The sequence below is a fragment of the Granulosicoccus antarcticus IMCC3135 genome (genome assembly GCF_002215215.1).
Lineage (GTDB): Bacteria > Pseudomonadota > Gammaproteobacteria > Granulosicoccales > Granulosicoccaceae > Granulosicoccus > Granulosicoccus antarcticus.
This window is the reverse complement of sequence record NZ_CP018632.1, coordinates 6,253,913-6,277,211: the sequence shown is the minus strand read 5'-3', so window position 1 is coordinate 6,277,211 and position 23,299 is coordinate 6,253,913. Positions and strand designations below refer to the sequence as shown.

21 protein-coding genes are annotated in these 23,299 nt (G+C 53.8%); 10 read left to right on the top strand and 11 right to left on the bottom strand.

The genetic code is table 11. The annotated features are described in order from the left end of the window. Window positions 1-20 precede the first annotated feature (20 nt). The 3 genes from IMCC3135_RS27150 to IMCC3135_RS34315 all read right to left on the bottom strand — a co-directional run bounded on the left by IMCC3135_RS27150 (window position 21) and on the right by IMCC3135_RS34315 (window position 1,795). Window positions 21-788, bottom strand: coding sequence for a mechanosensitive ion channel family protein (locus IMCC3135_RS27150; protein ID WP_236994671.1), 768 nt, complete (start codon window positions 786-788; stop codon window positions 21-23). Between the two features lie 27 nt (window positions 789-815). Beyond that, window positions 816-1,576, bottom strand: a protein-coding gene (locus tag IMCC3135_RS27145) for an IS5 family transposase (RefSeq protein ID WP_418251408.1) whose coding sequence is annotated in 2 segments (ribosomal slippage) — window positions 816-1,249 and window positions 1,249-1,576 — 762 coding nt in all. Because the reading frame shifts where the segments join, the coding sequence is not laid out codon by codon here. A 75-nt stretch (window positions 1,577-1,651) separates the two neighbouring features. Continuing rightward, window positions 1,652-1,795 carry a hypothetical protein gene (locus tag IMCC3135_RS34315; protein ID WP_157736297.1) on the bottom strand — a complete coding sequence of 48 codons (144 nt, stop codon included), beginning with the start codon at window positions 1,793-1,795 and terminating at the stop codon, window positions 1,652-1,654. A 313-nt stretch (window positions 1,796-2,108) separates the two neighbouring features. Here IMCC3135_RS34315 and IMCC3135_RS27140 point away from each other — a divergent pair, with 313 nt between their 5' ends. Then, entirely contained in the window at window positions 2,109-2,477 is a 369-nt protein-coding gene (locus tag IMCC3135_RS27140; RefSeq protein ID WP_088920444.1) for a response regulator, read from the top strand. A gap of 205 nt (window positions 2,478-2,682) precedes the next feature. Continuing rightward, window positions 2,683-3,882, top strand: a complete 1,200-nt coding sequence (locus IMCC3135_RS27135) for a GAF domain-containing sensor histidine kinase (RefSeq protein WP_088920443.1) — start codon at window positions 2,683-2,685, stop codon at window positions 3,880-3,882. A 22-nt stretch (window positions 3,883-3,904) separates the two neighbouring features. Here the strand turns inward: IMCC3135_RS27135 and IMCC3135_RS27130 are convergent, their stop codons facing one another. Then, on the bottom strand, window positions 3,905-4,855 hold the full coding sequence (locus IMCC3135_RS27130) for a YihY/virulence factor BrkB family protein (RefSeq protein ID WP_088920442.1): 951 nt from the start codon (window positions 4,853-4,855) through the stop codon (window positions 3,905-3,907). Window positions 4,856-5,003: 148 nt separating this feature from the next. Here IMCC3135_RS27130 and IMCC3135_RS27125 point away from each other — a divergent pair, with 148 nt between their 5' ends. After that, window positions 5,004-5,519: a DUF1269 domain-containing protein gene (locus IMCC3135_RS27125; RefSeq protein ID WP_157736296.1), complete on the top strand. Its 516-nt coding sequence runs from the start codon at window positions 5,004-5,006 to the stop codon at window positions 5,517-5,519. Window positions 5,520-5,617: 98 nt separating this feature from the next. Here IMCC3135_RS27125 and IMCC3135_RS27120 read toward each other — a convergent pair whose 3' ends face one another. Next, window positions 5,618-6,250, bottom strand: a complete 633-nt coding sequence (locus IMCC3135_RS27120) for a DsbA family oxidoreductase (protein ID WP_088920440.1) — start codon at window positions 6,248-6,250, stop codon at window positions 5,618-5,620. Window positions 6,251-6,451: 201 nt separating this feature from the next. Between IMCC3135_RS27120 and IMCC3135_RS27115 the strand changes: the two genes are divergently transcribed. Genes IMCC3135_RS27115 through IMCC3135_RS27100 form a run of 4 tightly spaced genes read left to right on the top strand, consistent with a single transcriptional unit; the run spans window position 6,452 to window position 11,124 of the window. Further along, window positions 6,452-8,005 carry an ABC transporter ATP-binding protein gene (locus IMCC3135_RS27115; protein WP_236994670.1) on the top strand — a complete coding sequence of 518 codons (1,554 nt, stop codon included), beginning with the start codon at window positions 6,452-6,454 and terminating at the stop codon, window positions 8,003-8,005. After that, window positions 8,002-9,054, top strand: coding sequence for an ABC transporter permease (locus IMCC3135_RS27110; RefSeq protein ID WP_088920439.1), 1,053 nt, complete (start codon window positions 8,002-8,004; stop codon window positions 9,052-9,054). The genes IMCC3135_RS27115 and IMCC3135_RS27110 overlap by 4 nt, the downstream gene beginning before the upstream one ends. Window positions 9,055-9,064: 10 nt before the next feature. Further along, window positions 9,065-9,988 (top strand): ABC transporter permease, encoded by a 924-nt coding sequence (locus IMCC3135_RS27105; RefSeq protein ID WP_088920438.1) that lies wholly within the window; start codon window positions 9,065-9,067, stop codon window positions 9,986-9,988. A gap of 53 nt (window positions 9,989-10,041) precedes the next feature. Next, window positions 10,042-11,124, top strand: a complete 1,083-nt coding sequence (locus IMCC3135_RS27100; protein ID WP_088922103.1) for a BMP family ABC transporter substrate-binding protein — start codon at window positions 10,042-10,044, stop codon at window positions 11,122-11,124. A gap of 71 nt (window positions 11,125-11,195) precedes the next feature. On the opposite strand, the gene IMCC3135_RS27095 is transcribed toward IMCC3135_RS27100, so the two are convergent. The 4 genes from IMCC3135_RS27095 to rapA form a co-directional block, all read right to left on the bottom strand. Then, window positions 11,196-12,209 carry a DMT family transporter gene (locus IMCC3135_RS27095; RefSeq protein ID WP_088920437.1) on the bottom strand — a complete coding sequence of 338 codons (1,014 nt, stop codon included), beginning with the start codon at window positions 12,207-12,209 and terminating at the stop codon, window positions 11,196-11,198. A gap of 140 nt (window positions 12,210-12,349) precedes the next feature. Further along, window positions 12,350-13,537, bottom strand: a complete 1,188-nt coding sequence (locus IMCC3135_RS27090; protein WP_157736295.1) for an AAA family ATPase — start codon at window positions 13,535-13,537, stop codon at window positions 12,350-12,352. 261 nt (window positions 13,538-13,798) lie between these two features. Beyond that, on the bottom strand, window positions 13,799-14,614 hold the full coding sequence (gene xthA, locus IMCC3135_RS27085) for an exodeoxyribonuclease III (RefSeq protein WP_088920435.1): 816 nt from the start codon (window positions 14,612-14,614) through the stop codon (window positions 13,799-13,801). 23 nt (window positions 14,615-14,637) lie between these two features. Beyond that, window positions 14,638-17,427, bottom strand: a complete 2,790-nt coding sequence (gene rapA, locus IMCC3135_RS27080) for an RNA polymerase-associated protein RapA (RefSeq protein ID WP_088920434.1) — start codon at window positions 17,425-17,427, stop codon at window positions 14,638-14,640. Between the two features lie 355 nt (window positions 17,428-17,782). Between rapA and IMCC3135_RS27075 the strand changes: the two genes are divergently transcribed. Continuing rightward, a complete protein-coding gene (locus IMCC3135_RS27075; protein WP_088922102.1) occupies window positions 17,783-17,986 on the top strand; it encodes a cold-shock protein in 204 nt (67 codons plus the stop codon). Between the two features lie 84 nt (window positions 17,987-18,070). Here the strand turns inward: IMCC3135_RS27075 and IMCC3135_RS27070 are convergent, their stop codons facing one another. Next, window positions 18,071-19,102, bottom strand: coding sequence for a polysaccharide deacetylase family protein (locus IMCC3135_RS27070; protein ID WP_157736294.1), 1,032 nt, complete (start codon window positions 19,100-19,102; stop codon window positions 18,071-18,073). Continuing rightward, window positions 19,099-19,896: a formyl transferase gene (locus tag IMCC3135_RS27065; RefSeq protein WP_088920432.1), complete on the bottom strand. Its 798-nt coding sequence runs from the start codon at window positions 19,894-19,896 to the stop codon at window positions 19,099-19,101. Before IMCC3135_RS27065 ends, IMCC3135_RS27070 begins: the two co-directional genes overlap by 4 nt. A 152-nt stretch (window positions 19,897-20,048) precedes the next feature. Between IMCC3135_RS27065 and IMCC3135_RS27060 the strand changes: the two genes are divergently transcribed. Both IMCC3135_RS27060 and IMCC3135_RS27055 read left to right on the top strand, forming a co-directional pair. Beyond that, complete coding sequence (locus IMCC3135_RS27060; protein ID WP_088922101.1) at window positions 20,049-21,824, top strand: acetate/propionate family kinase; 1,776 nt, start codon at window positions 20,049-20,051, stop codon at window positions 21,822-21,824. After that, complete coding sequence (locus IMCC3135_RS27055) at window positions 21,821-23,269, top strand: cryptochrome/photolyase family protein (protein WP_088920431.1); 1,449 nt, start codon at window positions 21,821-21,823, stop codon at window positions 23,267-23,269. The genes IMCC3135_RS27060 and IMCC3135_RS27055 overlap by 4 nt, the downstream gene beginning before the upstream one ends. Window positions 23,270-23,299 lie beyond the last annotated feature (30 nt).

The following is a 23,299-nucleotide window of genomic DNA, read 5'->3' as shown; positions in this document are numbered from 1 at the left end:
GCGCGCTTGGGGCTGCCTTCTCATGAGTCGATTTGCTTCAAAGGCAGAGCTTCCTTGAACGTCAACGTACGGTAGGGGAAAGGGATTTCGATACCGGCCTTGTCCAGGGCTGCCTTGAGTGCGGTAATGACTTCGCCTGTTGAGCGACGTACACCGAGTGGGGTGGATTCTGTCCACCAGGCGATTTCAATATCAATACTGCTGCTGCCAAAGGCCTTCGGAAATACCTGCACCGGCTTGTCATCGGTTAGTGTGTGACAACTTTTCACTGCCGTCTCAATCACTTGAACGGCCTCTTTGATATCCACATCGTAGGCAACGCCAGTGGTGATCATTACCCGCCTGCTGGCTTTGTTGGTCAGCACGGTGACAGGGTTCTTGAACAGGAAAGAGTTGGGCACAACGGTCAGTTCGCCATTGGTTTCTCTGATATAGCTCATGCGAACCATGACGCGTTCCACCTTGCCAACGAGCCCCTCGCACTCGATGTAGTCGCCTCGTTCGAAAGGAAAACGCCAGAGGATCAGAATACCGGCAAAGAAGTTCTCGAAGATATCCTTGAAGGCCAGACCCACGGCGATGGATACGAGTCCCAGTCCACCCAGCGCCTTGGCAGGTGTCAGGCCGGGGAACAGAATGATGGCGGTCAGAAGCAGGCCGAAAACCCAAGTGATGATACTCAGTAGGCGTACGATCAGTTCTTTGACCGAGTCTCTCTTCTGCCATCGAGCCAGCAGGCGTGTACCGAAGGTTGATACGACATAAGCCAGGCCCCAGGTCAGAAGCAAAGTCAGCAAGCCACCTAGGGCCTGTCATCAATTAAGCCATTCAATGGCGGCAACCAAGTGAATCGCTCCCAGAAAATTGCATGCTCGCTTGTCGTAGCGCGTCGCAATCGCACGGTACTGCTTGATTTTAGCGAAGAAATTTTCGATCAGATGTCGAGCTTTGTACAAATCACGGTCATGTTCGATCTTTACAAGGCGAGACTTCTTACTGGGAATAACGGCCTCAGTGTTCGCCTCTCGCAATCGCTTACGCACGCGTTGCTCGACATCATAAGCTCGATCGGCCAGCAGCGCACCGGCCGTGAGTCCTGGCAGCAGTGCGTCAGCGCCCTCTAGATCCGATGCTTGTCCGGGTGTGAGCTTGAAGCTGATCGGATTTCCCAATGCATCGCACAGTGCATGAATTTTGGTACTTATTCCCCCTCGCGACAACCCAAGGCACTCTATTTTTTTTCGCTCCCAGCCGCGCCAGCGCTGTGCTGATGTGCTCTTACAATCGTACTGTCAAGCATCACGTATTCATTGTCTACGTCTTCGCTTAATACCTTGAAAACAAGCTCCCATATCCCTTTTTTCGACCACCGACAATGGCGAGTATGAATGACACGAAAGTCACCAAAACGAGCTGGCAGATCCCGCCAGGGAATACCGGCACGGTAGCGATAAAGTACGGCATCGACAAATAGTCGGTTGTCCTTGGCTGTGACACCGACCGTGTCAGCACGACCAGGTAACAACGGGCCAAGTTGCTGCCATTGTCTGTCGGAAAGCCCGTATCGTCCAACCATGGTTTGGAGCCCCATCGACGCCTGTTCTCTGTAGGCGTCAACTATAACGGGTCGACAAGTCAAAATATCTATCTTTTAATTGATGACATGCCCTAGCAGAAATGGAATATGCTCGAAAAAACTTCGCAGCATCTCGCTCAGTGTGGATAGCGCTGTGTGCTGAACTTCCTCGATGCTATCGATAGCATCGAGATTGTTAACGGCTTCATCGTTTTCCATTGCGTTGTCAGAGCTTCTTCGATACGTGAAACAGTGTCATCAAACAGAAGCCGAGTGGGGGGACACCATTTTTTCGGTAAGAAATACAGACACGCTTGTTCGGAGCCTTATAGCTGTGGCTGGCTCAAATTAGAACTCAGGTAAAAAAGTGCATATTACGTGGTCAATAGTTACAAGTTGGTAGAAAGGAGCCTCTATTACACTAATTTTGCACGTAACCAATCTATAGAGAATATCCAGTGCATGCCGACTATCCCATGAACCCCGAAGTCGTAAGGCTGAAGGGGCTTTTCAGACTCTGTCGTGGGCATTCATGATAGTGGACATTCTTATCGTGGAAGATGATGAGAGCACGAATGCGGCGATGATGAAGTTGTTGAGCCGGATGGGGCACAGGCCAAGAGGTGCGTGCACATTTACGGCTGCAATGGATGAAGTCAATCGTTGCGCGCCACAGGTGCTGATCACTGATTGGGACCTGGGTGAGCTCAAGAGCGGCATTGATGTGGCAACCACGGCACTGGCTCTGCGAGCCAATTGCAAAGTGGTGTTTTGTTCGGGTAATAGCCAGAGTGCGTTGCGAAGGAATACGCAACATCTGAATATTTGCAGATATATCAGAAAGCCAATTTCCATGAGTCAGATGCGCAACGAGTTCAAGACCGTATTTGACGAGCTTTGAGGCGTGTGTGAGCAGGGCGAAACGACGACGCTTTGTTGCAAATAAGTAGTAGTCAAAACCGACTTAATCCGAGATACTCCAAAGAGCAGTCGCGCTTGTGTGCCGGGATGCCAGAAATCTGTTCATTGCCTCAGGCAATGCAGGATTTACATGGTTTTCTCTGTACCATGCGCATGTACTTGAACTCGGGAGAGCCGTGTAGGTTATGTCTGTTTTACCTGAGCAGTTGCTAAGGGATGTGGAGCTTGTTGAAAGCGTCCACGTGGTTCCCACAATTCTCGATATTGTCTGTCGATCCACCAATATGCGGTTCGCTGTTGTCTCGCGAGTAACCGATTCTCATTGGGTCGCTTGTAGCGTGCAGGACGAGCTTGAATTCGGGCTTGTATCGGGGCAGGAGCTGGCCCTGGAGACGACTTTCTGTCATAGCGTTCGCCAATTGAGCAAAAACGTGATCATTGATCATGTGGATCAGGATTCACTCTATTGCAATCATCCGATTCCTGCACAGTACGGCTTTCAGAGCTATATATCGGTACCCATTGCGCTGGGTGATGGCTCCTTTTTCGGCACCTTGTGTGCGCTGGATCCTGAGCCACGGCGGGTGAACCGAGCTGAGACGGTGCAGATGTTCGAGCTGTTTGCAGGCTTGATCGGCAAGCAGGTGGACCAGGCGCGTGCCATGCAGATTACCGAGAAAAACCTGATTGATGAGCAGGAGATGTCTGCACTGCGGGAACAGTTCATTGCCGTTCTTGGGCACGATCTACGTACGCCGCTAAGTAGCCTGAGTTGCGGTATTGAATTGCTGGGTATGGCAGAGCTGGATGCCGACTCTATCGAGACGTTGGATATCATGCGCCGCAGCTCCGTTCATATGGCAGGCCTGATTGATGATGTGCTGGATTTCGCCAGAGGGCGTCTGGGTAGTGGAATGTCTCTGGCATACAAGGAAAACGTCCCGCTGCAGGATGTTGTGAATCAGGTAGTGGCCGAACTACAGACCATGCATCCGAAGCGAGTCATTGAAACTGTTCTGGATCCGCATTGCAGGCTCGACTGCGATGAGCGTCGCCTGGCTCAGTTGGCATCCAATTTATTGGGCAATGCGCTAACACATGGTGATCCTGATGGTGTCGTGCGACTGGTTGCGACGAGCACTGATGGGCAGCTGCAGCTGGAAGTCATTAACGAGGGAGAGGCAATCAGTTCTGCTGATCAGGGCGAGTTATTCAAGCCCTTCGTGCGTTCAAGCTCCGGTAGCAGTGCCCAGGGGCTTGGATTGGGCTTGTTCATTGCTCACTGTATTGCCGAAGCCCATGGTGGCAGTATCGGAGTAAAATCGGACAAACAAGACACACGCTTTACCGTGTGCCTGCCATTACCGAAGCCATCGCAGTGTTGAGCTGAGATGAGTCGCGTGATGTTTAGTCGCCTGGAAGCGTATCCGCAACCACGGCTCCACGTTCGCCCATTGGGCGGGACTGGCCCAGCGTAGTATCGCTTACTGTCTGGTATTCCATTTCCGCGTTCAATGCTGCACCGATGATAATGGCGTAGCTACTGATGAACAGCCAGAGTAATAGAACAACTATGGCACCCAGCGCACCGTAAGTCTCGTTGTAGGTTCCGAACTGGCTGACATAGACCGAGAAGAGTGCTGAGCCTGTCAGCCAGAGCACGGTTGCCAGAACAGCACCTGTGGACAGCCATTTCCATTTTGCAGGTCGGCGTGATGGCGCAAATCGATACAAGGTCGCTATTGCGAGCGATACCACCGCGACAAAGACGATCCAGCGCGCAACAGGAATCAGAGTGTTCCACCAGTCGGGCAGGTACAGCAGTGCGGTAATGGAGGGAAGTACAACAAGCAGTGAGAGAATGACAACCACAAACAACACGGCAGCTGCGGTCATCATATAGGTGAGCAGATTCAACCTGATAAAGCTGCGAGTCTCGGGCTCCTTGTAGGCAACACCAATGGCTGCCGTCAATGCATCTACCCCCTTGTGCGCACTCCAGAGAGCCAGTAGCAATCCGAATATCAGCTGAAAGCTGAGACCTTCCGAGGGCTGCGAGCTCAATGCCGTCAGCTGCTCGGTGAATATAGACATGACATCGCCCGGCAGAAAATTCTGTGCTTTTTCCAGATGCGTAACAACCGTCTGAGGATCAGCCAGAAGAGCATAGGTGGTCACTATTGCTGCCAGAGCAGGAAATATGGCCAATAGCGAGTAGAAGGCTACACCTGCAGCCAGTATTGACATGTTCTGCTCGCCAATGCTGACGAAGAGCCTGCGTGCAATATCCCACCAACCTCGTAGCCCTATGCGATAAGGGGTATGTGCCCGTCGGCCTCGACCTGTTTCTACACTCATCAAACACCCTGTTTGTGCCTATCCTGTTAACGAGCTCAGTGTCCGTTACAGCCGCATCTACATGCCCTGAATGTAGTATTTACAGTGCTATGGAAGGCGGTCGGGTCAACTGGGTAGGATTTAGCCTCAGATACAGGAGATGGGCTCGATGAAGAAGATAATATTTTCAGTACCCGACAAACCGACCGGCATTGGGATCATTGAGCTACTTAAAGCGCAGGGGCTGGATGAATCGCATATCAGTGTGCTGGGCAATGAGTCGACAGAATTCAGTGCCATGCCTGAAGCCGGTGAGTTCGAGAATGATGTGGTGCCAGCATCCAAGCGAGGAGTGCTGGTTGGAGGAGCAACAGGTCTGCTTGCCGGGTTAGGGGCGGCTCTGGTTCTGCCGGGTGTTGTTATCGGGGGGGCTGCGCTGGCGGCAGCACTTGCATTATCGACAGCAGGAGGTGCCACTTTCGGAGTGCTTGCCTCTACCTTGATCGGCGCATCAGTGCCGCACAGTCAGATCAGGGAATATGAGGCGGTCATCGAGCGAGGAGAGTTGCTGATGATTATCGAGGTTGATGATGAGCAGGCTGCCGAGGTTACAGCGCAGGTGCAATCACATGATCCTTCGGTCAGTCTGATGGGTGAAATAGATGCGGTGCCACCGATCGTCTGATGTTGTTGTAATTGTCTGATGACAGTTCTCATTCAGCGGCAAGCCGGAGTGGCTGTATTCCGGCTGGCCGCTGGCACATCAGTAGTGAGAGCCGGGATTCATGCTGTCTCGGATTCGACCTGTTTGAGTGCAGCGCTAAAATTCTCTACACCCTGTGCACCACTCAACAAATATTTCTCGCCCAGAATAACCGCAGGTACACCCTGAATGCCGCGGGATACCCACAGCTGTTCATTGCTACGAACAGTCTCTGCATAGCGTTGGTCCTCAAGCACGGCAGTGGCTTCTTCCTTGTCAAGACCAAGACTGACTGCTTTGTCGATCAGCACCTGGCGATCACTGACATCCAGTTGTTCGGTGAAGTAGGCCTGGAACAGAGCCTGTTTCAAATCGTTCTTGCGACCCAGAGTGTCTGCCCAGTGCATCAGCTGGTGGGCATCGAAGGTATTGCGGATGTGAGAGGTGTCATCAAACTTGAAATCAATATCAAGTTCGGCGCCGATGCTCACTAGTCGACTACGGTTCGCTTCGCTTTCCTCGGCGCTAGAGCCATATTTTCGCATGACATGGTCCCGCAGCGCCTCGCCTTCAGCAGGCATGTCGGGGTTCAGTTCAAAAGGGTGCCAGTGAATCTCAGCTTCGATGCCGGTAGCCTCCAGAGCTTGCTGCAGCTGGCGGTAGCCAATGATGCACCATGGGCACACTACGTCGGAAACGATGTCAATTTTCATTTCTGGATCTCATTTTGAACAGGAGTGCCGATAGTTGGCATCTTGATTATCTAGGGGCTGCCACCGGCGTCTGCAAGGTTTGAGCTGAAACTGCTGTGGTTTGCATATTCGACATTGAATAACGAAGCCAGCAGTGGCTTGTGGTTCAATTGCGTTTGAGCAAGGTACACTGGAGGCACTGTATCCTCCTGACTGACAGTCATGCCAGCTTCCACAATTGCGTCACCTCAATCCGGCATGGCGGTGCCACTGGTTGAGATGATCGGTATTTCAAAAGCCTATCCGGGGTGCCTGGCCAACGACGCCATTGATCTGCGATTAGAGGCGGGCCGCGTACATGCTCTGCTGGGCGAAAATGGTGCAGGCAAGAGTACTCTGGTAAAGATTCTCTATGGCTTGCTCGCCAGCGACTCGGGCAGTATCAACTGGCAGGGCAAGCGGGTGAATATTGCCTCTCCAGGTTTTGCCCGCGAGCTTGGGATCGCCATGGTTTTCCAGCATTTTTCCCTGTTCGACTCGCTGTCGGTATTGGAAAATATTGCACTGGGTATGGATGTCGATGCCAGTGATGAACTGCGTGACCAAATCATTGAGGTGTCTGCGCGCTATGGTCTGCCGCTGAATCCGGCACGCTCGGTGTTCACTCTGTCCGTCGGCGAGCGTCAACGCATCGAAATAGTGCGTTGCCTGTTGCAGGAGCCAAAACTGCTGATCATGGATGAACCGACTTCGGTATTGACCCCGGCTGAAGTCGAGGATTTGTTTGTCACGCTGGAACGGCTGGCGGATGAAGGTATGGCTATTCTCTACATCAGCCACAAGCTGGAAGAGATTCGGCAATTGTGTGATGAGGCCACTATCCTGCGCGGTGGCAAGAAGGTTGCCGAGGCGGACCCGCGGGCAGAATCGGTTCACAGTCTGGCAGCGTTGATGATGGGTAGTGAAGTGCCTTCACTCAGTGTTCGTGATGGTGAGCATTCGGGGGAGGTACTGCTGAGTCTGGATACATTCTCGCAACAGGCAAGCGATGCTCATGGCATTTCTCTACAGGGAATCAACCTTGAGGTACATGCCGGTGAAATCGTGGGTATCGCCGGTGTCGCCGGCAACGGACAGGATGAATTATTACAGGTGCTCTCCGGTGAAATCAGCGCCCAGAGCGCCGATGCCCTGACGCTTTGCGGCCAGCAGGTAGGGCACGAAGGTGTTGGAGAGCGCCGCAGGCGAGGCTTGTGCTGCGTTCCGGAAGAGCGGCTCGGCCACGCTGCCGTGCCAGATCTGTCGCTGGCAGATAATGCTTTCCTGACCGCGCATCATCGAAAGTCTCTGCGGCTATGGGGTTTCATCTCACCCAGGCGTAATCGAGATTTTGCCAATGAAATTATCCAGCGATTCAATGTGCAGTGTCATGGTGCTCATTCTCTGGCCAGTAGTCTGTCTGGAGGCAATCTTCAGAAATTCATAGTCGGTCGTGAAATATTGCAGGCGCCGCGTGTATTGGTGGTGTCGCAGCCCACCTGGGGTGTTGATGCCGGTGCCGCCAGTGCCATCCATGCAGCGATCCAGGAGCTGGCCGACAATGGTGCGGCGATATTGATCATTTCGCAGGATCTCGATGAATTAATGCAGGCCACCGATCGAATAGGAGCCTTGTGCGCAGGTCGCCTGTCCACTTTCTTTCGCACGCGGGATATAACGGTTCAGCAAGTGGGACTGTTGATGGGTGGTGAAACACTGGATGGAGTCGTATCATGATTGCCTTGCAGCGTCGAGCTGATCCCTCCCGTTTAATGGGTTATCTGGCTCCTTTGCTGGCGCTGCTCATCACCTTGCTGGCAGGGCTGATACTGTTTGCCATTCTGGGTGTGCCTGTAGGCGCTGCTTTCTATTCATTTTTTGTCGAGCCAGTCAGCAATCTCTACGGGGTTGCAGAGCTGGCAGTGAAAGCGGCGCCGCTTGTCATTATCGGCGTGGCTCTGTCTATCGGGTTTCGTGCGCAGGTATGGAATATCGGTGCCGAGGGGCAGTTGATACTGGGTGCCATTACCGGGGCTGCCGTAGCTTTGCTGTTCTACGAGGTAGATGTCTGGTATGTGCTGCCACTGATGATGCTTGCCAGTGTCGCAGGCGGCATGGCCTGGGCTGCGATCCCCGCGCTGCTCAAGACTCGCTTCAACGTCAATGAGATTCTGACCAGCCTCATGCTGACCTATGTGGCTGTTCTTTTATTGTCATGGCTGGTGTCTGGACCCATGCGGGATCCTGATGGTTTTAACTTTCCCGAGTCCCGACTGTTTCATGATGCCGCTCTGCTGCCGCGCATTCTTGACGGTACCCGTTTGCATCTTGGAGCTGTGGTCGCGCTGGGTGTTGTGGTGGCAGGCTGGGTTTTGTTGTCCCGCACTTTGCTCGGTTTTGCATTGCGCGTGAATGGTGCTGCTCCCCGAGCAGGGGCCCATGCCGGTTTCAATCAATCCAAGCTGATCTGGATTGCACTGTTGTTGGGCGGTGGTTGTGCAGGGCTGGCAGGCTTGTTTGAAGTGGCCGGGCCGATCGGCCAACTGCTGCCGAGTATTTCACCAGGCTATGGGTTCACTGCCATCATCGTCGCCTTTCTGGGACGCTTGCATCCGGTGGGCGTATTGTTCGCAAGCCTTGTCATGGCTCTGTCCTATCTGGGTGGGGAGACCGCGCAGATCACCTTGAATCTGCCTTTGGCGGTCACCGGTGTATTCCAGGGCATGTTGCTGTTTTTCTTGCTGGCCACCGATGTTCTCATCAACTATCGCGTCGTGCTCAAATGAGGCAAATATCATGAACGAGACATTGATGCTCACGGTGCTGACCATCATCACGGCGGCGACACCTCTGGTTTATGCGGCACTCGGAGAGTTGGTCGTGGAGCGTGCCGGAGTTCTCAATCTTGGCGTTGAAGGCATGATGCTGGGCGGGGCGGTTTGCAGCTTTGCGGTCGCTCATTATTCAGGCAGTGCTACGCTGGGCATAGTGGCAGGCCTGCTGGCGGGGATGTTACTGGCCCTGATTTTTGCATTCCTGACCCTGAGCCTGCAATCGTCGCAAGTGGCGACCGGGTTGGCATTGACCATCTTTGGTATCGGAATCAGCGCACTGATAGGCCAGTCATTGGTGGGTATCGCCTTTGCCGGTTTGCCTGCCTTGCATATACCCTGGTTAAGCGATTTGCCGATTGTAGGTCGTTTGCTGTTCAGTCATGACGTCTTGGTTTATGGCTCTTTTCTGATGGTGGCTCTGGTCGCCTGGTTTCTTAATCGAACCCGTGCGGGGCTGGTGCTGCGTGCCGTCGGTGATTCGCATCATGCCGCGCATGCTCTGGGCATCCGTGTTGTCCGTGTGCGCTATCTGGCTACCCTTTTTGGCGGAGCTTGTGCAGGGCTTGGCGGGGCCTACCTTTCCCTGGTCTATACCCCGATGTGGTCGGAGAACATGAGCGCTGGACGTGGCTGGATCGCCTTGGCGCTGGTTGTGTTTTCCGTGTGGCAGCCAGGCCGATTGTTGCTCGGAGCCTATCTTTTTGGTGGCATCAGCATCCTTCAATTACATGGCCAGGCGCTGGGAATTAATGTTCCTTCACAATTGATGTCGATGCTACCCTACCTCACAACTATCCTCGTACTGGTGCTGATTTCCAGGGATCGGGGGCGCATTCGTCGTAATGCCCCTGCCAGTATTGGCCAGGCTTTTCATCCGACAACCTGAGCCTGAACTCCTGGAAAGGGTTGTTTTTCAAGAAACTGGAGATCTACATGTCAATGAGTGTGTATTTGAAACGAATGGGAGTTGTATTGGGAGCCGCTGTTCTGTCAGCTGTCGCTCTGTCAGCACAGGCTGCTGATCCATTCAAAGTGGGTTTTATCTATGTAGGACCCGTCGGCGATCATGGCTGGACTTACCGCCACGATGTAGGTCGTAAAGCCCTTGAAACTGAATTCGGTGAAGGGGTGGAAACCACCTTTGTTGAAAGTGTGCCTGAAGGTGCTGATGCCGAGCGAGTCATACGCAAGCTGGCCAGCAGTGGTCATAATCTGATCTTTACCACTTCTTTCGGTTTCATGAATCCGACACTGAAGGTTGCCAAGGACTTTCCGGATGTAAAATTCGAGCACGCAACCGGCTATAAGCGTACGGATAATGTTTCCACTTACGGTGCGCGCTTCTACGAAGGGCGAGCTGTCATTGGCACCATGGCTGGCATGATGACCAAGTCGAACATCGTCGGCTATATCGGTTCATTCCCGATTCCTGAGGTGGTTCGTGGTATCAATGCCTTTACCATCGCCATGCGCAAGGTCAACCCGGATGCAGAGGTCAAGGTCGTCTGGGTCAACAGCTGGTATGACCCGGGTAAAGAGGCAGATGCTGCCAAAGCACTGATCGACCAGGGCGCTGACATCATCACACAGCACACCGATTCGCCAGCACCGCTGCAGGTGGCAGAAGAAAGGGGTGTTTACGGTTTTGGGCAGGCATCAGACATGTCCGCATTTGCACCCAAGTCTCAGCTGACATCCATCATCGACAACTGGGATGCATATTACGTCGATCGCACTCGTGCGGCGATGGACGGTTCATGGGCTTCCATGGATACCTGGGGTGGAATCAAGAGTGGCATGGTCTCATTTCCGGAATACAGCGCTGATGTGCCTGATGATGTAAAGGAGGCCGCAGAGGTCGTTCGAGACGGCATCATTGGTGGCACTTTGCACCCATTTCAGGGACCAGTGCTGAATCAGGCTGGAGAAGAAATTCTGCCTGCAGGCGAGGTGATGGACGACGGAACCTTACTGGGCATGAACTTCTATGTGCAAGGTGTGCAGGGCGATTTACCCAAGTAAATAAAGTCTTGCGTGAATAAGAGGTTCCGAGGGATTTTTCCGGAGCCTCTTTTATATCTCCACCCCTATTTTTACAGCTCGATATCAACGGCTTGTCCACTATTGGTGGATATCCTCAGGTTCAATGACGTCAGTGTCGGCTGCCTCTGGCCTGGTGCGCGAGGTTGCAGTTTGTATTGTGAGTCCGATGAATTCTCATTGGGCGATGTCATCACCCATATGACGCCAGCAGCGGCTAGCAGAATACCGGTCAGATCGATGCTGTCCAACTGTTCACCGAACACCAGATATATCTGAATCGTGGTTACCGGTGGTACCAGGTAGGTGAGGCAGGCTACCTGAGTGCTGGGCATGTTTCGTAGTAGCAATTGCAGCACTGCATAGGCTCCTATCGAGGCAACCAGCGCTAACCAGAGTAGCAGTACCCATTGTCTGCTACTGAAATCCATGCTGATGGATCCTTGTATCGCACCGATTGGCAACAGGAATATCAGCGCCCCGGCGCTTTGAATCAGCAGTGTGAAAAAGACCGGCAAAGGGGTTGTGTTTGCGGATTGATTCTCTAGCTCAAGGTGGCGATTCAACAGTGTTCCCAATGTCAGTGCAATGACTGCCATGAAGGGCAGTGTCAGAGCAAGACCGGATGTGCCTTGGCCATGACTGTGTGAGATAAGGACAAGCACAGCAAGAGAGCCAACGAACAGGCCCTTCCATTGTCGAGCGGTGAATTGTTCATGGTTGACGCTGCCTGACAGCATCGCCGTTGCTATGGGATGCAAGGTGATCACAAACGTCACTACCGCTGCGGATACCCCTTGCTGGAAAGCACCGAGTGCCGTTATCAGATAAATGCCGTGTGACAGGATGCCGACACACAGTTGGCCAAGCAAGTCCGATAGCCGTATGCGGCGCCATTGTCCGGCTACAGTGACGATGAACAGCAGGCCCAGCAAGACGATTAAATAACGCGCAGTGAGTAAATTCATCACGCTGAGATCGTTCATGGCCAGCTGAGAGGCAAGCCAGCCCGAGCTCCATAGAATGACAAATAACCCTGATAAACCAACCAGCGACGCCGCTCGCATCTACACGCTCCCCGAATCCTCAGGGCGCTATCCTAGTGAGAGCCTTGGCGTCTCGCTACACCCAAATGGGTGAAATAAGTCATTGCTAAACTAAGGTGGAGTGCTGTGACTAGCGACAAGGGTAGGGTTGGTCGAAATGGTTAGTCAATAAGCTCTGGAATCGGAAGTGGCTGTCTTTTCGGTTTCCGGTTGAGCTCGTGTTTTATGCTTTGCTTGACGGTAGCAAAGGTCACAGGAATAACGGAATCCTGTGTCAGGCCAAGAGAGCTGGCGACGCTTTGGGCTTCGCTCTTGCTGCTGAACTGGCCGAGAATCAACAGGTAGTTGGGATTGCCCAGTATGGTCAGCTTGAAGCAGGCTACCTGATGACCTTCGTAGATGGATACCTGATGTTTTGTGAGGATGGGGCGGTAGCTGAGCTCGGTGAGTTTCAGGGTGTAGTACTCGTCCGGCTGTTGAATAATCCATGCTTCTGCCTGAATCGGTCTGAAGCCCTCACTGGAAGATAAGGATTGAACGGGGGTGGGTTCAGGAGTATTCGCCTGCGAAACAACCTTGTTGTGGAGAAGCCGTGTTGTACCGTGCTGCCAGCGTCCGTGCACGTTCAGGGCCTGTTGAACGTGAGGGGAATATTCAGTGTCGAGTTGTATGTCTATCAGCAGTAGTCGCAGATCGCACAGGGCTGCCAGGCGTGAGATGCCTGAACCGGCCTCGGTGATCGGAGGGCAATCCACAATGATCCTGTCGTATAACGCCATCAAGGCAGTCAGAGACTCCTTGAATTCGCCCCCCTGCAGGAATGTCTGAAAAGTCTGGGCCGGTACATTGCCGATTCCGATGATGTCCAGTGGTGAGCGGGTGTCTTGCACGACGATGTCGTCAAACAGACCTGACATCAAGTAGTTGCTGATGCCGTGCAAGCTGAATGTGCCGGTTGCCTGCTGAACCATTGGTCTGGCCAGGTTCAAATCCAGTAGCAGGGTACGCTGGCCCTGATTAGCGAATTCGCGTGCCAGTGATATGGCCGTCATGGTCACACCGACGCTGGTGCCTGCACTGGTCAGGGCGATGGACTTGCCCTCAGATGGTTTGAGTGTGTCTGAACACGACTGGGCCAGTTTGTGAATGCTGTTTTGAAAGGCCTTTGAGCCGGTTTCCGGCACCACAGGCCCAACCTGGTCGAGTTCTGCCGAGTAGGGTATTTCGCCTATTCTGTGGCCTATGCTGACCGGCTTGGCGGATGCAGTCGGAACAGTGCGCAGGCGCCAGCAATAGAGCGCCAGCAGCAGCACAACGATTATCAGCCCAATACATATCATCGCAAGCATGGAACACTCCAGTGGACCAAAGTCCGGTGCGCCAGGCAAGCTAGCCTCGCTCAGCTTTGTAAGCTGGCTTGAAAAATTCAATATTCTCAACTCGATCATTCCCTGTCGACCGCGATTGTCGTCTGAACAAGTCGACACGGGCTTTCGGAGTCAATAAAGAGGAAGAGTCCCCTTTCATCGAGATAATACTAAACAGTCGTCAAAATAGTTGTGACTAGCCACCCGAATTAGACACTTCACGATTATGGAAGTTCCAACACATCATATATCGAACTCTGACCAGACCGGACAATGATCAGAGGGTTTCTCCATAGCGCGAACATCGTAATTTATGCCACTGTCCACCAGGGTGGGTGTCATTGAACGCGTGCACAGCAGATGGTCTATTCGCAGGCCACGTTTGGGCTCACGATCAAAACCTTTACTGCGGTAATCAAACCAGCTGAACAAATCGTCGCGGTCGGGGTATTTGACACGATAGCTATCATCGAGTCCCCAGTCGGCGAGCCGTTGCATCCACTCACGCTCTTCTGGCAGAAAGCTGGTAGAGCCTGCTCTGAGCCAGCGCTTGACATTGTCAGGGCCGATGCCAAGATCTGCATCTACCGGTGCTACATTGAAATCGCCGATGACAAGCAGGTTTTCCTCAGGCGTATGCTGTGTGAGCAACTTGTCTTGCAGGTTCTGGTAGAAGGCTTGTTTGGCCGGAAACTTTGTCTCATGACTGCGATTTTCGCCCTGCGGAAAATAGCCATTGATGATGGTAACCGGAACGCCACCGGGGCTTTGCACGGTGGCCGTAACCAGTCGCTTCTGAGCATCCGCGGTATCGCTGGGAAAGCCGAAACTGACGTTGCTCATGGGCGTTTTGGATAGCAGAGCTACACCATAATGCGTCTTTTGTCCGGTGAAAACAGCCTCATAGCCCAGCTCGCGCATGGCATCTACCGGAAAGTCATCGTCAACCACTTTGGTTTCCTGCAAGCCAATGACATCAGGCGAGCAGGTGTCGACCAGAGCCTGCAGCTGATGCGTTCGCAATCTGACACTGTTGACGTTGAAGGATACGATTATCATGGTGTTTTCTGGCCTTTGCTGGATCAGGTATTGAACATGACTCGAGCGGACACCGGTCTGGCATGGGTGCCATCAAGCGCATCGATCAATGCCTGGTGACGCTCGTCGACCGCCCTGACTTCCTCTTCCTTGACCGACGGATTTACACGAGACAGCGATAGCAGGCGCTCACGTGCCTCAGACAGTTCCTCGTCGATCTTTGCACGGGCAATGGCAACCAGTTCCGGTAGTGCCTCTTCGGCCAGAGCCGCCGATCGATCGATGAGTTTTTCCAGCGAATCGCGGTTCTTGAGCACAACCTTGCGCAGTGCATTACGATCGTAACGCTGTTTCAGGCTGTCAAGCTCCAGAGCTGCCACCTGCTCGGAGTAGTCCTTGCCATCAATGCCGACGCTCCAGGTCTGGACCTGTGCGGGCAGGTAGCGCTCCATGTTCAGGCGGGCATCAGCGGTGCATTGAAGAACATAGCTGGCTTCGACGAAGCTCAGATTTGCCGGTAGTGCATCGGTCTTGATGACCTGACAGTCAGCCTGTCCGAAGCCTTCATCCAGAATCAGGTCCATGGCAGCCGTGACCATCGGATGGTCCCAGGTCAGATAGGTGAAGTCTTCTCTGGTCAGCGCGGTGGCGCGATCGAAGGTGAGTGTCATGCCGCTGGCAGGCAGCAAGGGAAAGTGATCAACTTGCATGTGATCACTGGGATGGATAATCCAGTGGTCACGCTGCTCAGCCATGTCGACCCCGAATCGATCGAATACCGCTTCCATGAAATCCTGCAGTGCATAGTTGCGATCAAGGCGTGCCAGTTCGTCCAGATGTTCCTGGATCAGTTCGGGGCGATTGGAATTGAGTTCCAGCAGGCGGTCACGACCGGATTCGAGCTCGGCGTCCAATTGCTCGGTTAGCTGGCGAGACTCCTGGATAAGGGTCGCGATGGCCTTTTCAGGAATGTTGTCGCCTGCTTCGGCCTTGGCCAGTAGTGGTTCGAGCTGATCGGCGATGCGTGCTCGTACCGCAGAGCCGGATCGACAGATTCGTTCGAATGCATTCAGACCTTCGTGGTACCAGCTCAGCAGCAGCGAGTCTTGCGTTCCTGGTGCTGCAGGGACATGAATCTTGATGGTTTCTGTCTGACCGATACGATCGAGTCGACCAATGCGCTGTTCGAGCAGGTCGGGGCTTTGTGGTAATTCCAGCATGACCAGGTGGTGCAGAAACTGGAAGTTGCGACCTTCGCTGCCGATTTCCGAGCAAAGCATCAGTCGGCAATCTTCTTCAGGATCTGAAAACCAGGCGGCTGCACGGTCTCTCTCAACGATGGACATGTCTTCATGGAACTGCGCACTTTGCACACCGGCTACGCGCAGATGCTCTGCAAGCTCCTGGACGGTATCCCGAGAAGAACAGATGACCAGTACTTTTTCAGGATATTGCTCAAGCAGGAACTCCAGTATCCAGACAGCCTTGCTGTCAAGAGAGTCATCATCCAGCGTGTAGGTATGCAGTTCTCGTTCTGGAAAACCTGTGATGGCACGCCTTGTATTGCGGAACATGAGTCGACCAGTACCATGCCGGTCCACCAGTTTGCCAATCAGGCGCTGTCCCAGGTCGCTGAGTGCCATGGTTGTGGTCGAGCTGAGGGTCTTGAGTTCGTTGTCGGTAAATTCTTCGCCGAGCAGGGTCTGCAGGCTGACAATCTGCTCCTCATCCAGTGGCTCGTCGGCGGCCAGTTTGTCGGCAACCGATGCGACCCAGCCGAAGGATGATTCTTCGGCCAGGTACTGCTCCAGAGAGCCAAAACGTTCTGGATCCAGCAGGCGTAGACGGGCGAAGTGGCCTGCCTGGCCGAGTTGTTCTGGCGTTGCCGTCAGCAGCAAGACGGCCGGTGTCTCCATGGCCAGCTCTTCGATGAGCGTATAGGCATCAGAAGGTTCTTCCGGTTCCCAGCTCAGGTGATGGGCTTCATCAGCCACCAGCATGTCCCAGCCAGCACCGGCTACGGCATCGCCGATTTCTTCGTTTTCCAGCAAGGTGTCCAGAGAACACAGAACCAGTTGTTCGGCCAGAAAGGGATTGCCATCAGGGGCCGTGTCTCGTAGTTCATCAAATCTTTCGGCATCCATGATGCGGAAGTTCAGATTGAACTTGCGCAGCATTTCCACAAGCCATTGATGCAACAAGGCCGAAGGCACCACGATAAGCACCCGGCTAACCTGGTTGTTGGCCAGTGAACCATGGACGATCATGCCGGCTTCAATGGTCTTGCCGAGTCCAACCTCATCGGCCAGTAGCAAGCGCGGGTGATGACGTTTCAAGGCCTCCACTGCAATGTAGATCTGATGTGGAAGAACACTGACGCGGGCGCCCGTGAGTCCACGAACCGGTGATTGAGCATATTGATGGCGACATTCGAAGACGCTGCGGCGCAGGGCGAACCAGCGCTGTCCGTCAATCAGACCAGCGAACAGCCGGTCCTTGGGAGAGCGGAACTGCAGAAAGTTATCCAGCGATGCTTCATTGAGAATGGTTTTCTCGCCAGTATCCTCGCGCGTGCCGCTATAGATTCTCAAACCGTCGATATCGTCAGTCTTTTCTACACGTAACTGCCAGCCTTCATGACTGCTGATGATGTCGCCAGCCTGAAAGGCTACGCGTGTCAGCGGCGCAGACTCCTTGGCATAGATTCGGGTTTCACCAGTGGCCAGAAAGACCACAGTAATCTGTCGGTGCTCGACCTCAAGTATGGTGCCTAGTCCAAGGTCGGACTCGGTATCGCTTATCCAGCGTTGGCCTGCGGAAAAATCGTTGCTCATTGATGATTTATATTTACGATGGGTGCAGCGGGGACTTTTCGGAGAAAGGCCTCACGAATGGTGATGTGGTGGGATTTTGGGTGAATTGACACGCAATTGTAGCTTGAATGTCATGTTACAGCTGAGATCTGAATTCCCCGAAGCTTGTATTTGCCGGACAAACTACTTATATTAAATCTGTTAGCGGTTCTCAGAGTATTCTGAAGACTTGTTTACGTTAGCGGCTTGAAGCGAATTCATTCGTGAACGGTCATTGTTAGAGACATTCCTGCGCAGAGGGTTTGCGGAGCAAAAGAGCTTCTGGCTCTCTGAATGGCATGTCCATATTGTTGTTTTTTTGATACAGGGTATTATCTTGAGTACTGGTACAGTTAAGTGGTTCGACGCGGCGAAAGGTTTTGGTTTCATCGCTCCAGAAGATGGCGGTAAGGACGTTTTCGTTCATCACACCGCAATCACCGGCGACGGTTACAAAACTCTCGACGAAGGTCAGAAAGTGAGCTTCGACATCGAGCAGGGCCAAAAAGGTCCAGCGGCAGTCAACGTATCTGCTATGTAAACTCTGTCAACTGACATTGTTTGACGAGAAAGCCTCGCTACATGCGGGGCTTTCTTGTATCTGGAAGTCTGAAAATAGTGATTCTTAGAGAATCAATGAGCGCAGCAAGCCCATCAGCGGCTCTTCCACTTCCAGCTGAGAAAATACCGCAGCGGCGCTCTGACCCGTTGGCTCGGACCGTATCATGTTCGTCTTTCGCGGGTGAGGTGTGTCCTTCCTGACGAGCATGGCTCGCTGGAATCCCCTGGCCTCGAGTCGGTCAGCTTCCCTGTCACCACAGTAGCCAAAGGGATAGGCAAAGGTTCGTGTGTCCAGTAGCTCATCCAGATCACTGCTGTCCAGCTGCTGACGCAAAGTAGCTTCATTGCAGGTTTGCAAGTTGTAATGATCATTGGAATGAAAGCCGAATGACATGCCTCGCGATTGCAATTGCCGGACATCGTCTTTGTTCAGAAAAAGTTTCTGTTGAGCGGTATGCAAGGGAAGGGCATCTTCCAGGCGTGCGATCAGTTGTTCGATCAGCTGGGGACTGAATTTGGTCTGCACATGATGGATAACCGCGGGCCGTTCGACGTGTTCCAGTCCCGGGAAGCTGTTGATGATGCTCATGGAGACCTGTGGATAGCTGTTAAGCGCATGATTGAGCTGATTAACCCAGATCATTCCACCGCGCAGCGCCTTGCCAATCAGAAAAATGGTGGCGGGCATGTCGCGCTCTTCCATGGCAGGTACCGCGTTTTCTCCCACGCTGGCATAGCCATCATCGAACGTGAGCATGGCAGCTGCCGGTCCCGCCTGGCCAGCGAGGATGTCGTGCATTGAAACAACCTGATAATGGCGCTGGTAGTAATCCAGATGTTGTTGAAATACCTGAGTGCTGATGCTCATGCCCAGTCCTGCTGTATGGCTGAGGGGGTGATCCTCGACGGCGTGATACAACAGTGTGCGTACCCGGCCTGGCGACAGGCTGATGACTAGAGGGGCCAGGCCCAGATGATAGGCAAGCATGCCCATCAGGCGAAGGGCGAGTCGTAGAGCGCGTGCCAGTTTGCGCAAGAAGGGTGGGCGCGCTCTGGTGCGCACTTCGGGCTGTACATGAATCAGTTGTGAATTCATAGGGCACGCTCCTGCCATTCTTTCAGGTGTTGCTTGACCAGGTGTTCGGCGGCGACAGTTCGATCTTTCCAGCGAAATTCACGGCCTGCGGAGTGGTCTTGAGGAGTACAGCTGAGGGTTCCTGCCAGTGCCGCCTCGACACTGTCGATATAGATCTGCGTGCCTGCTCTGACTCCCTTGGCAAAAAGCTCGGCTTCGGTGTCACCCGGTTCATAGCTGACCCGTGCTGTGGCGGCGATGGCTCCGCCATCGATGGATTCAACCAGCTCATGCACGGTGACTCCCAGCTTGTCCGGCTCGTTGTAATAAACAGGCCAGAACAAGGTGCTGTCACCTCGGTACCAGGGCGACAGACCGGTGTGCATGTTCAGCGTGATCGTGCGTGCCCGACTGAAAATATTGGACCGGATGATGGTTGTGCCGTAGACAACGATGACGTCTGGTTTGTCTTCATCCAGAATGGCCTCGCAGGCTTCACCGTTGTGGGATGACAGGTGTGCACGCCTTGTACCGCCTGGCATCAGAGTGTCTTTTTCTGCAGGGCGCAGCAGGCGTAAAAGATCATCGGGATCAGGGCCATAGCCACCCGGGTAGCGCCAGCGGGCAAATCGCTCAGCGAAGTCACCACGCTTGAGCATCCGCTTGAGACGGGTGCCGAAGGATCTTCTGACAGGCTCGGCGGTGACGATTCGTGTGATCTGATCACCAAAATGTTGCAAGAAGGCATCAACGAGATAACGGTGCTCAGCGTTACCATCAGCAGTACTGCCGCCCACGAGTATGACGATGCTCATGGCGCGCTCTGTGCGTGGGTTGCGAAAATCGATTGGTCCTGAATCATCTAAAGCCTGAAAAGTCGTTCGATATAGACTGGTTATCGACCTCCGGGCGAGTCAGGTTGAGAGCTATCGAGCGGCACAGCGCACCACATGGGAAAATGGCAGGAATGAATACACTGGTTATCAATTGCGGATCGTCCAGCATCAAGTACGCCTTGATCGACGGTAGTGACAAGCTGCTGCTATCAGGCAAGCACGAGCGTCTGGGGGAGAGTCAGGGCGAGCAGACGCATGAATCCGCTGTCGGGCAGATACTGCAGGAGATCAGTGGATATCCTGTTGATGTGGTGGGGCATCGTGTCGTACATGGAGGGAGCAAACATGCAGCCCCTTGCCTGATTGACGAACAAGTGCTGGCTGATATAGAGCGCCACGTACCAGACGCGCCCATGCACAACCCCTATAGCCTGGCGGCAATACATGCCGCACAGACCGCCTTGCCCGGTGTGCCTCACGTCGCCTTGTTTGACACAGCGTTTCACGCGCGTATGCCGCGTCGTTCAACCACCTATGCCATTGATTATGAGGTTGCACTCAAGCACGGCATCCGACGCTACGGCTTTCACGGCATTTCACATGAGTACGCTGCCGGTATTGCCGCACAGTTCCTGCAACGACCGCTGAACGAACTGCGCATCGTGACTTTGCACCTGGGCAACGGTGCCAGTGCCTGTGCCGTCGAATTTGGCCGTTCTGCGGAAACGAGTATGGGTCACACACCTCTGGAAGGTCTGGTGATGGGGACGCGCTCGGGAGATGTGGATGCCGGTGTGCTGTTAACGCTGCTGCGGCAAGGCTACGATGTTGCCTCTCTTGATGATTTGCTGAACCGGAAAAGCGGGCTCGCCGGACTCTCGGGGCTGGGTAATGATCTTCGTGAAATCGAAATAGCGGCCGCCGATGGCAATGAGCGTTGCCGACTGGCGATCAATGTATTTGCCCATCGTGCACGCAAGTATATCGGTGCCTATGCGGCGGCCATGGGAGGCGTTGATGCCATCGTTTTCACGGGTGGTATCGGTGAAAACAGCGCCAGTATGCGAGGCCGGATCCTGCAGCGACTCGAATTTCTCGGTGTTGTTCTGGATGAGGATCGTAACCGGGATGCCAGTGTACAAAAGGATAATGACTACGCCTTGATTACCACACCGCGTTCTCGCGTTGAAGCCATTGTCGTCAAAACCAACGAGGAGCTGATGATCGCCCGTCAGGCACGTCGTCTGGTCAGTGCGTCGCGGCCCAGTGCTTCCATGGATATTCCCATTGCGGTCAGTGGCAGGCACTGCCATTTGACCCGCGAAACATTTGCAGCTTTATTTGGTGCTGATGCGACGCCAACGATAGCCAAACCTCTGTCCCAGCCTGGACAGTTCGCCTGTGAAGAGAGAGTTAATCTGATTGGCCCGCATGATCGTATTGAAAGGGTCAGAGTGCTGGGCCCGCTGCGTTCGGTCAATCAGGTGGAAATCTCTCGTACCGATGAGTTTCGCCTGGGAATTGATGCGCCAGTGCGGGATTCAGGCAATGTGCAGGGTTCAGCGCCTATTACGCTGGAAGGTCCTGCAGGTAGCGTCACACTGGCAGAAGGTCTGATCTGTGCGCGGCGTCACATACATATGCATCCTGATGATGCGGAGCGATTTGGGCTCAGTGACAAGGATGAAGTGGCGGTGGCGATAGTGGGTGGTGGACGTGATCTGGTTTTCGGTGATGTCTTGATTCGGGTGAAGGATAGTTACGCACTCGAGATGCATATCGATACCGATGAGGCAAATGCGGCGGAACTGAATCGCCAACAAGTGGGAGAATTGTCAGACGTGGATGTGGATCAGTACGTGGTAGTAACCACCGGGGCTGCAAGCCTGGTCAGCAAGCTCGAATGAGTCGAGGGATTCTCTGGTTCCGTCAGGACCTGCGACTGCGTGACAATCCCGCACTGGCTGCCGCCAGTAAGGAATGTGATGAGCTACTGTGCGTGTTTATCGATGACCCGCAGGATCAGACCATCAGCCAGCTGGGGGCCGCCAGTCGTGTCTGGTTACATCACAGTCTGACGGCCTTGCAGGCCTCGCTGCGAAAAAAAGGTAGCGAGCTTTATTTTGCACAGGGTCCAAGCCAGGAGGTACTTGAAGAGCTGATTAGCCAGTCCGGTGCACAGCGTATCTATTGGAATCGGTGTTATGACCCAGTCACCATCGAACGGGACAAGAGCATCAAGACGGCCTTGTCAGATTTGCAGCCACGCACTTTCAACGGCTTGCTCATACATGAGCCGTGGGAAAACCTGAAGTCCGACGGTAGTCCCTACCGCGTTTATACCCCGTATTGGCGTGCCGCGGCGACAGCTCTTGGCAAGGAACCCGATCGATTGCAGACCCTGAACATGCCGCGCAACATACCCGCGTTGAGCGATGTGGCTGCCCAGGCTCTGGCAGCTTGTGTGTCTCTGGAGCAGCTTGAGCTGTTGCCGTGCAGAGACTGGCACGAATCCATGCTGAAAGATTGGCAGGTGGGTGAAGATGCGGCCCAGGCTCAGGTGGAGAGGTTTTTGAAGTCGGCTGTTCATGGTTATGACGAAGGCCGTAACCTTCCGGCGGAGCAGGGCACCTCCCGGTTGTCGCCACACTTGCATTTTGGCGAAGTGAGTCCGCGCCATATACTCAATCGACTGTTACTCGAACGCCGCCTGTCGGCGTTATCGGAGTCTGAGACAACGTTTGCCAAGGAGATCCTCTGGCGCGAGTTTGCCTACAGTCTCCTGTTTCATTTTCCCCAGACCATTGATGAACCGCTGGACCCGCGATTCCGCAAATTTGAGTGGGCCGAGCAGACTGACGAGCATTTGCGACGCTGGCAGCGTGGCATGACCGGTGTGCCTATCGTCGATGCCGGTATGCGCGAGCTATATGCCACGGGCTGGATGCACAACCGGGTGCGCATGATCGTCGCCTCCTACCTGATCAAGAATCTGCTGATTCCGTGGCAGGCGGGGGAGCAGTGGTTCAGAGACAAGCTAGTGGATGCAGACTTGGCCAGCAATTGCATGGGCTGGCAATGGACAGCGGGTTGCGGTGCTGATGCTGCGCCATTTTTCCGAATATTCAATCCGGTTCTGCAGGGCGAGAAGTTCGATAAGCAGGGTGACTATGTCAGGCGCTGGGTGCCGGAGCTGGCAGAGGTTGCGAAGAAGTATGTTCACAAACCGTGGGAGTTGGATGCGCAGACGCGAAGCGGCATTGATTATCCCGAGCCGCTGGTCGATCTGAAGCAGTCTCGGGAACGGGCTTTGACCTCTTTTACCGCTATCAAGGGAACCAAAACCGCCTGAAGGCGACGAAATTGACATCTCATCAAGCAG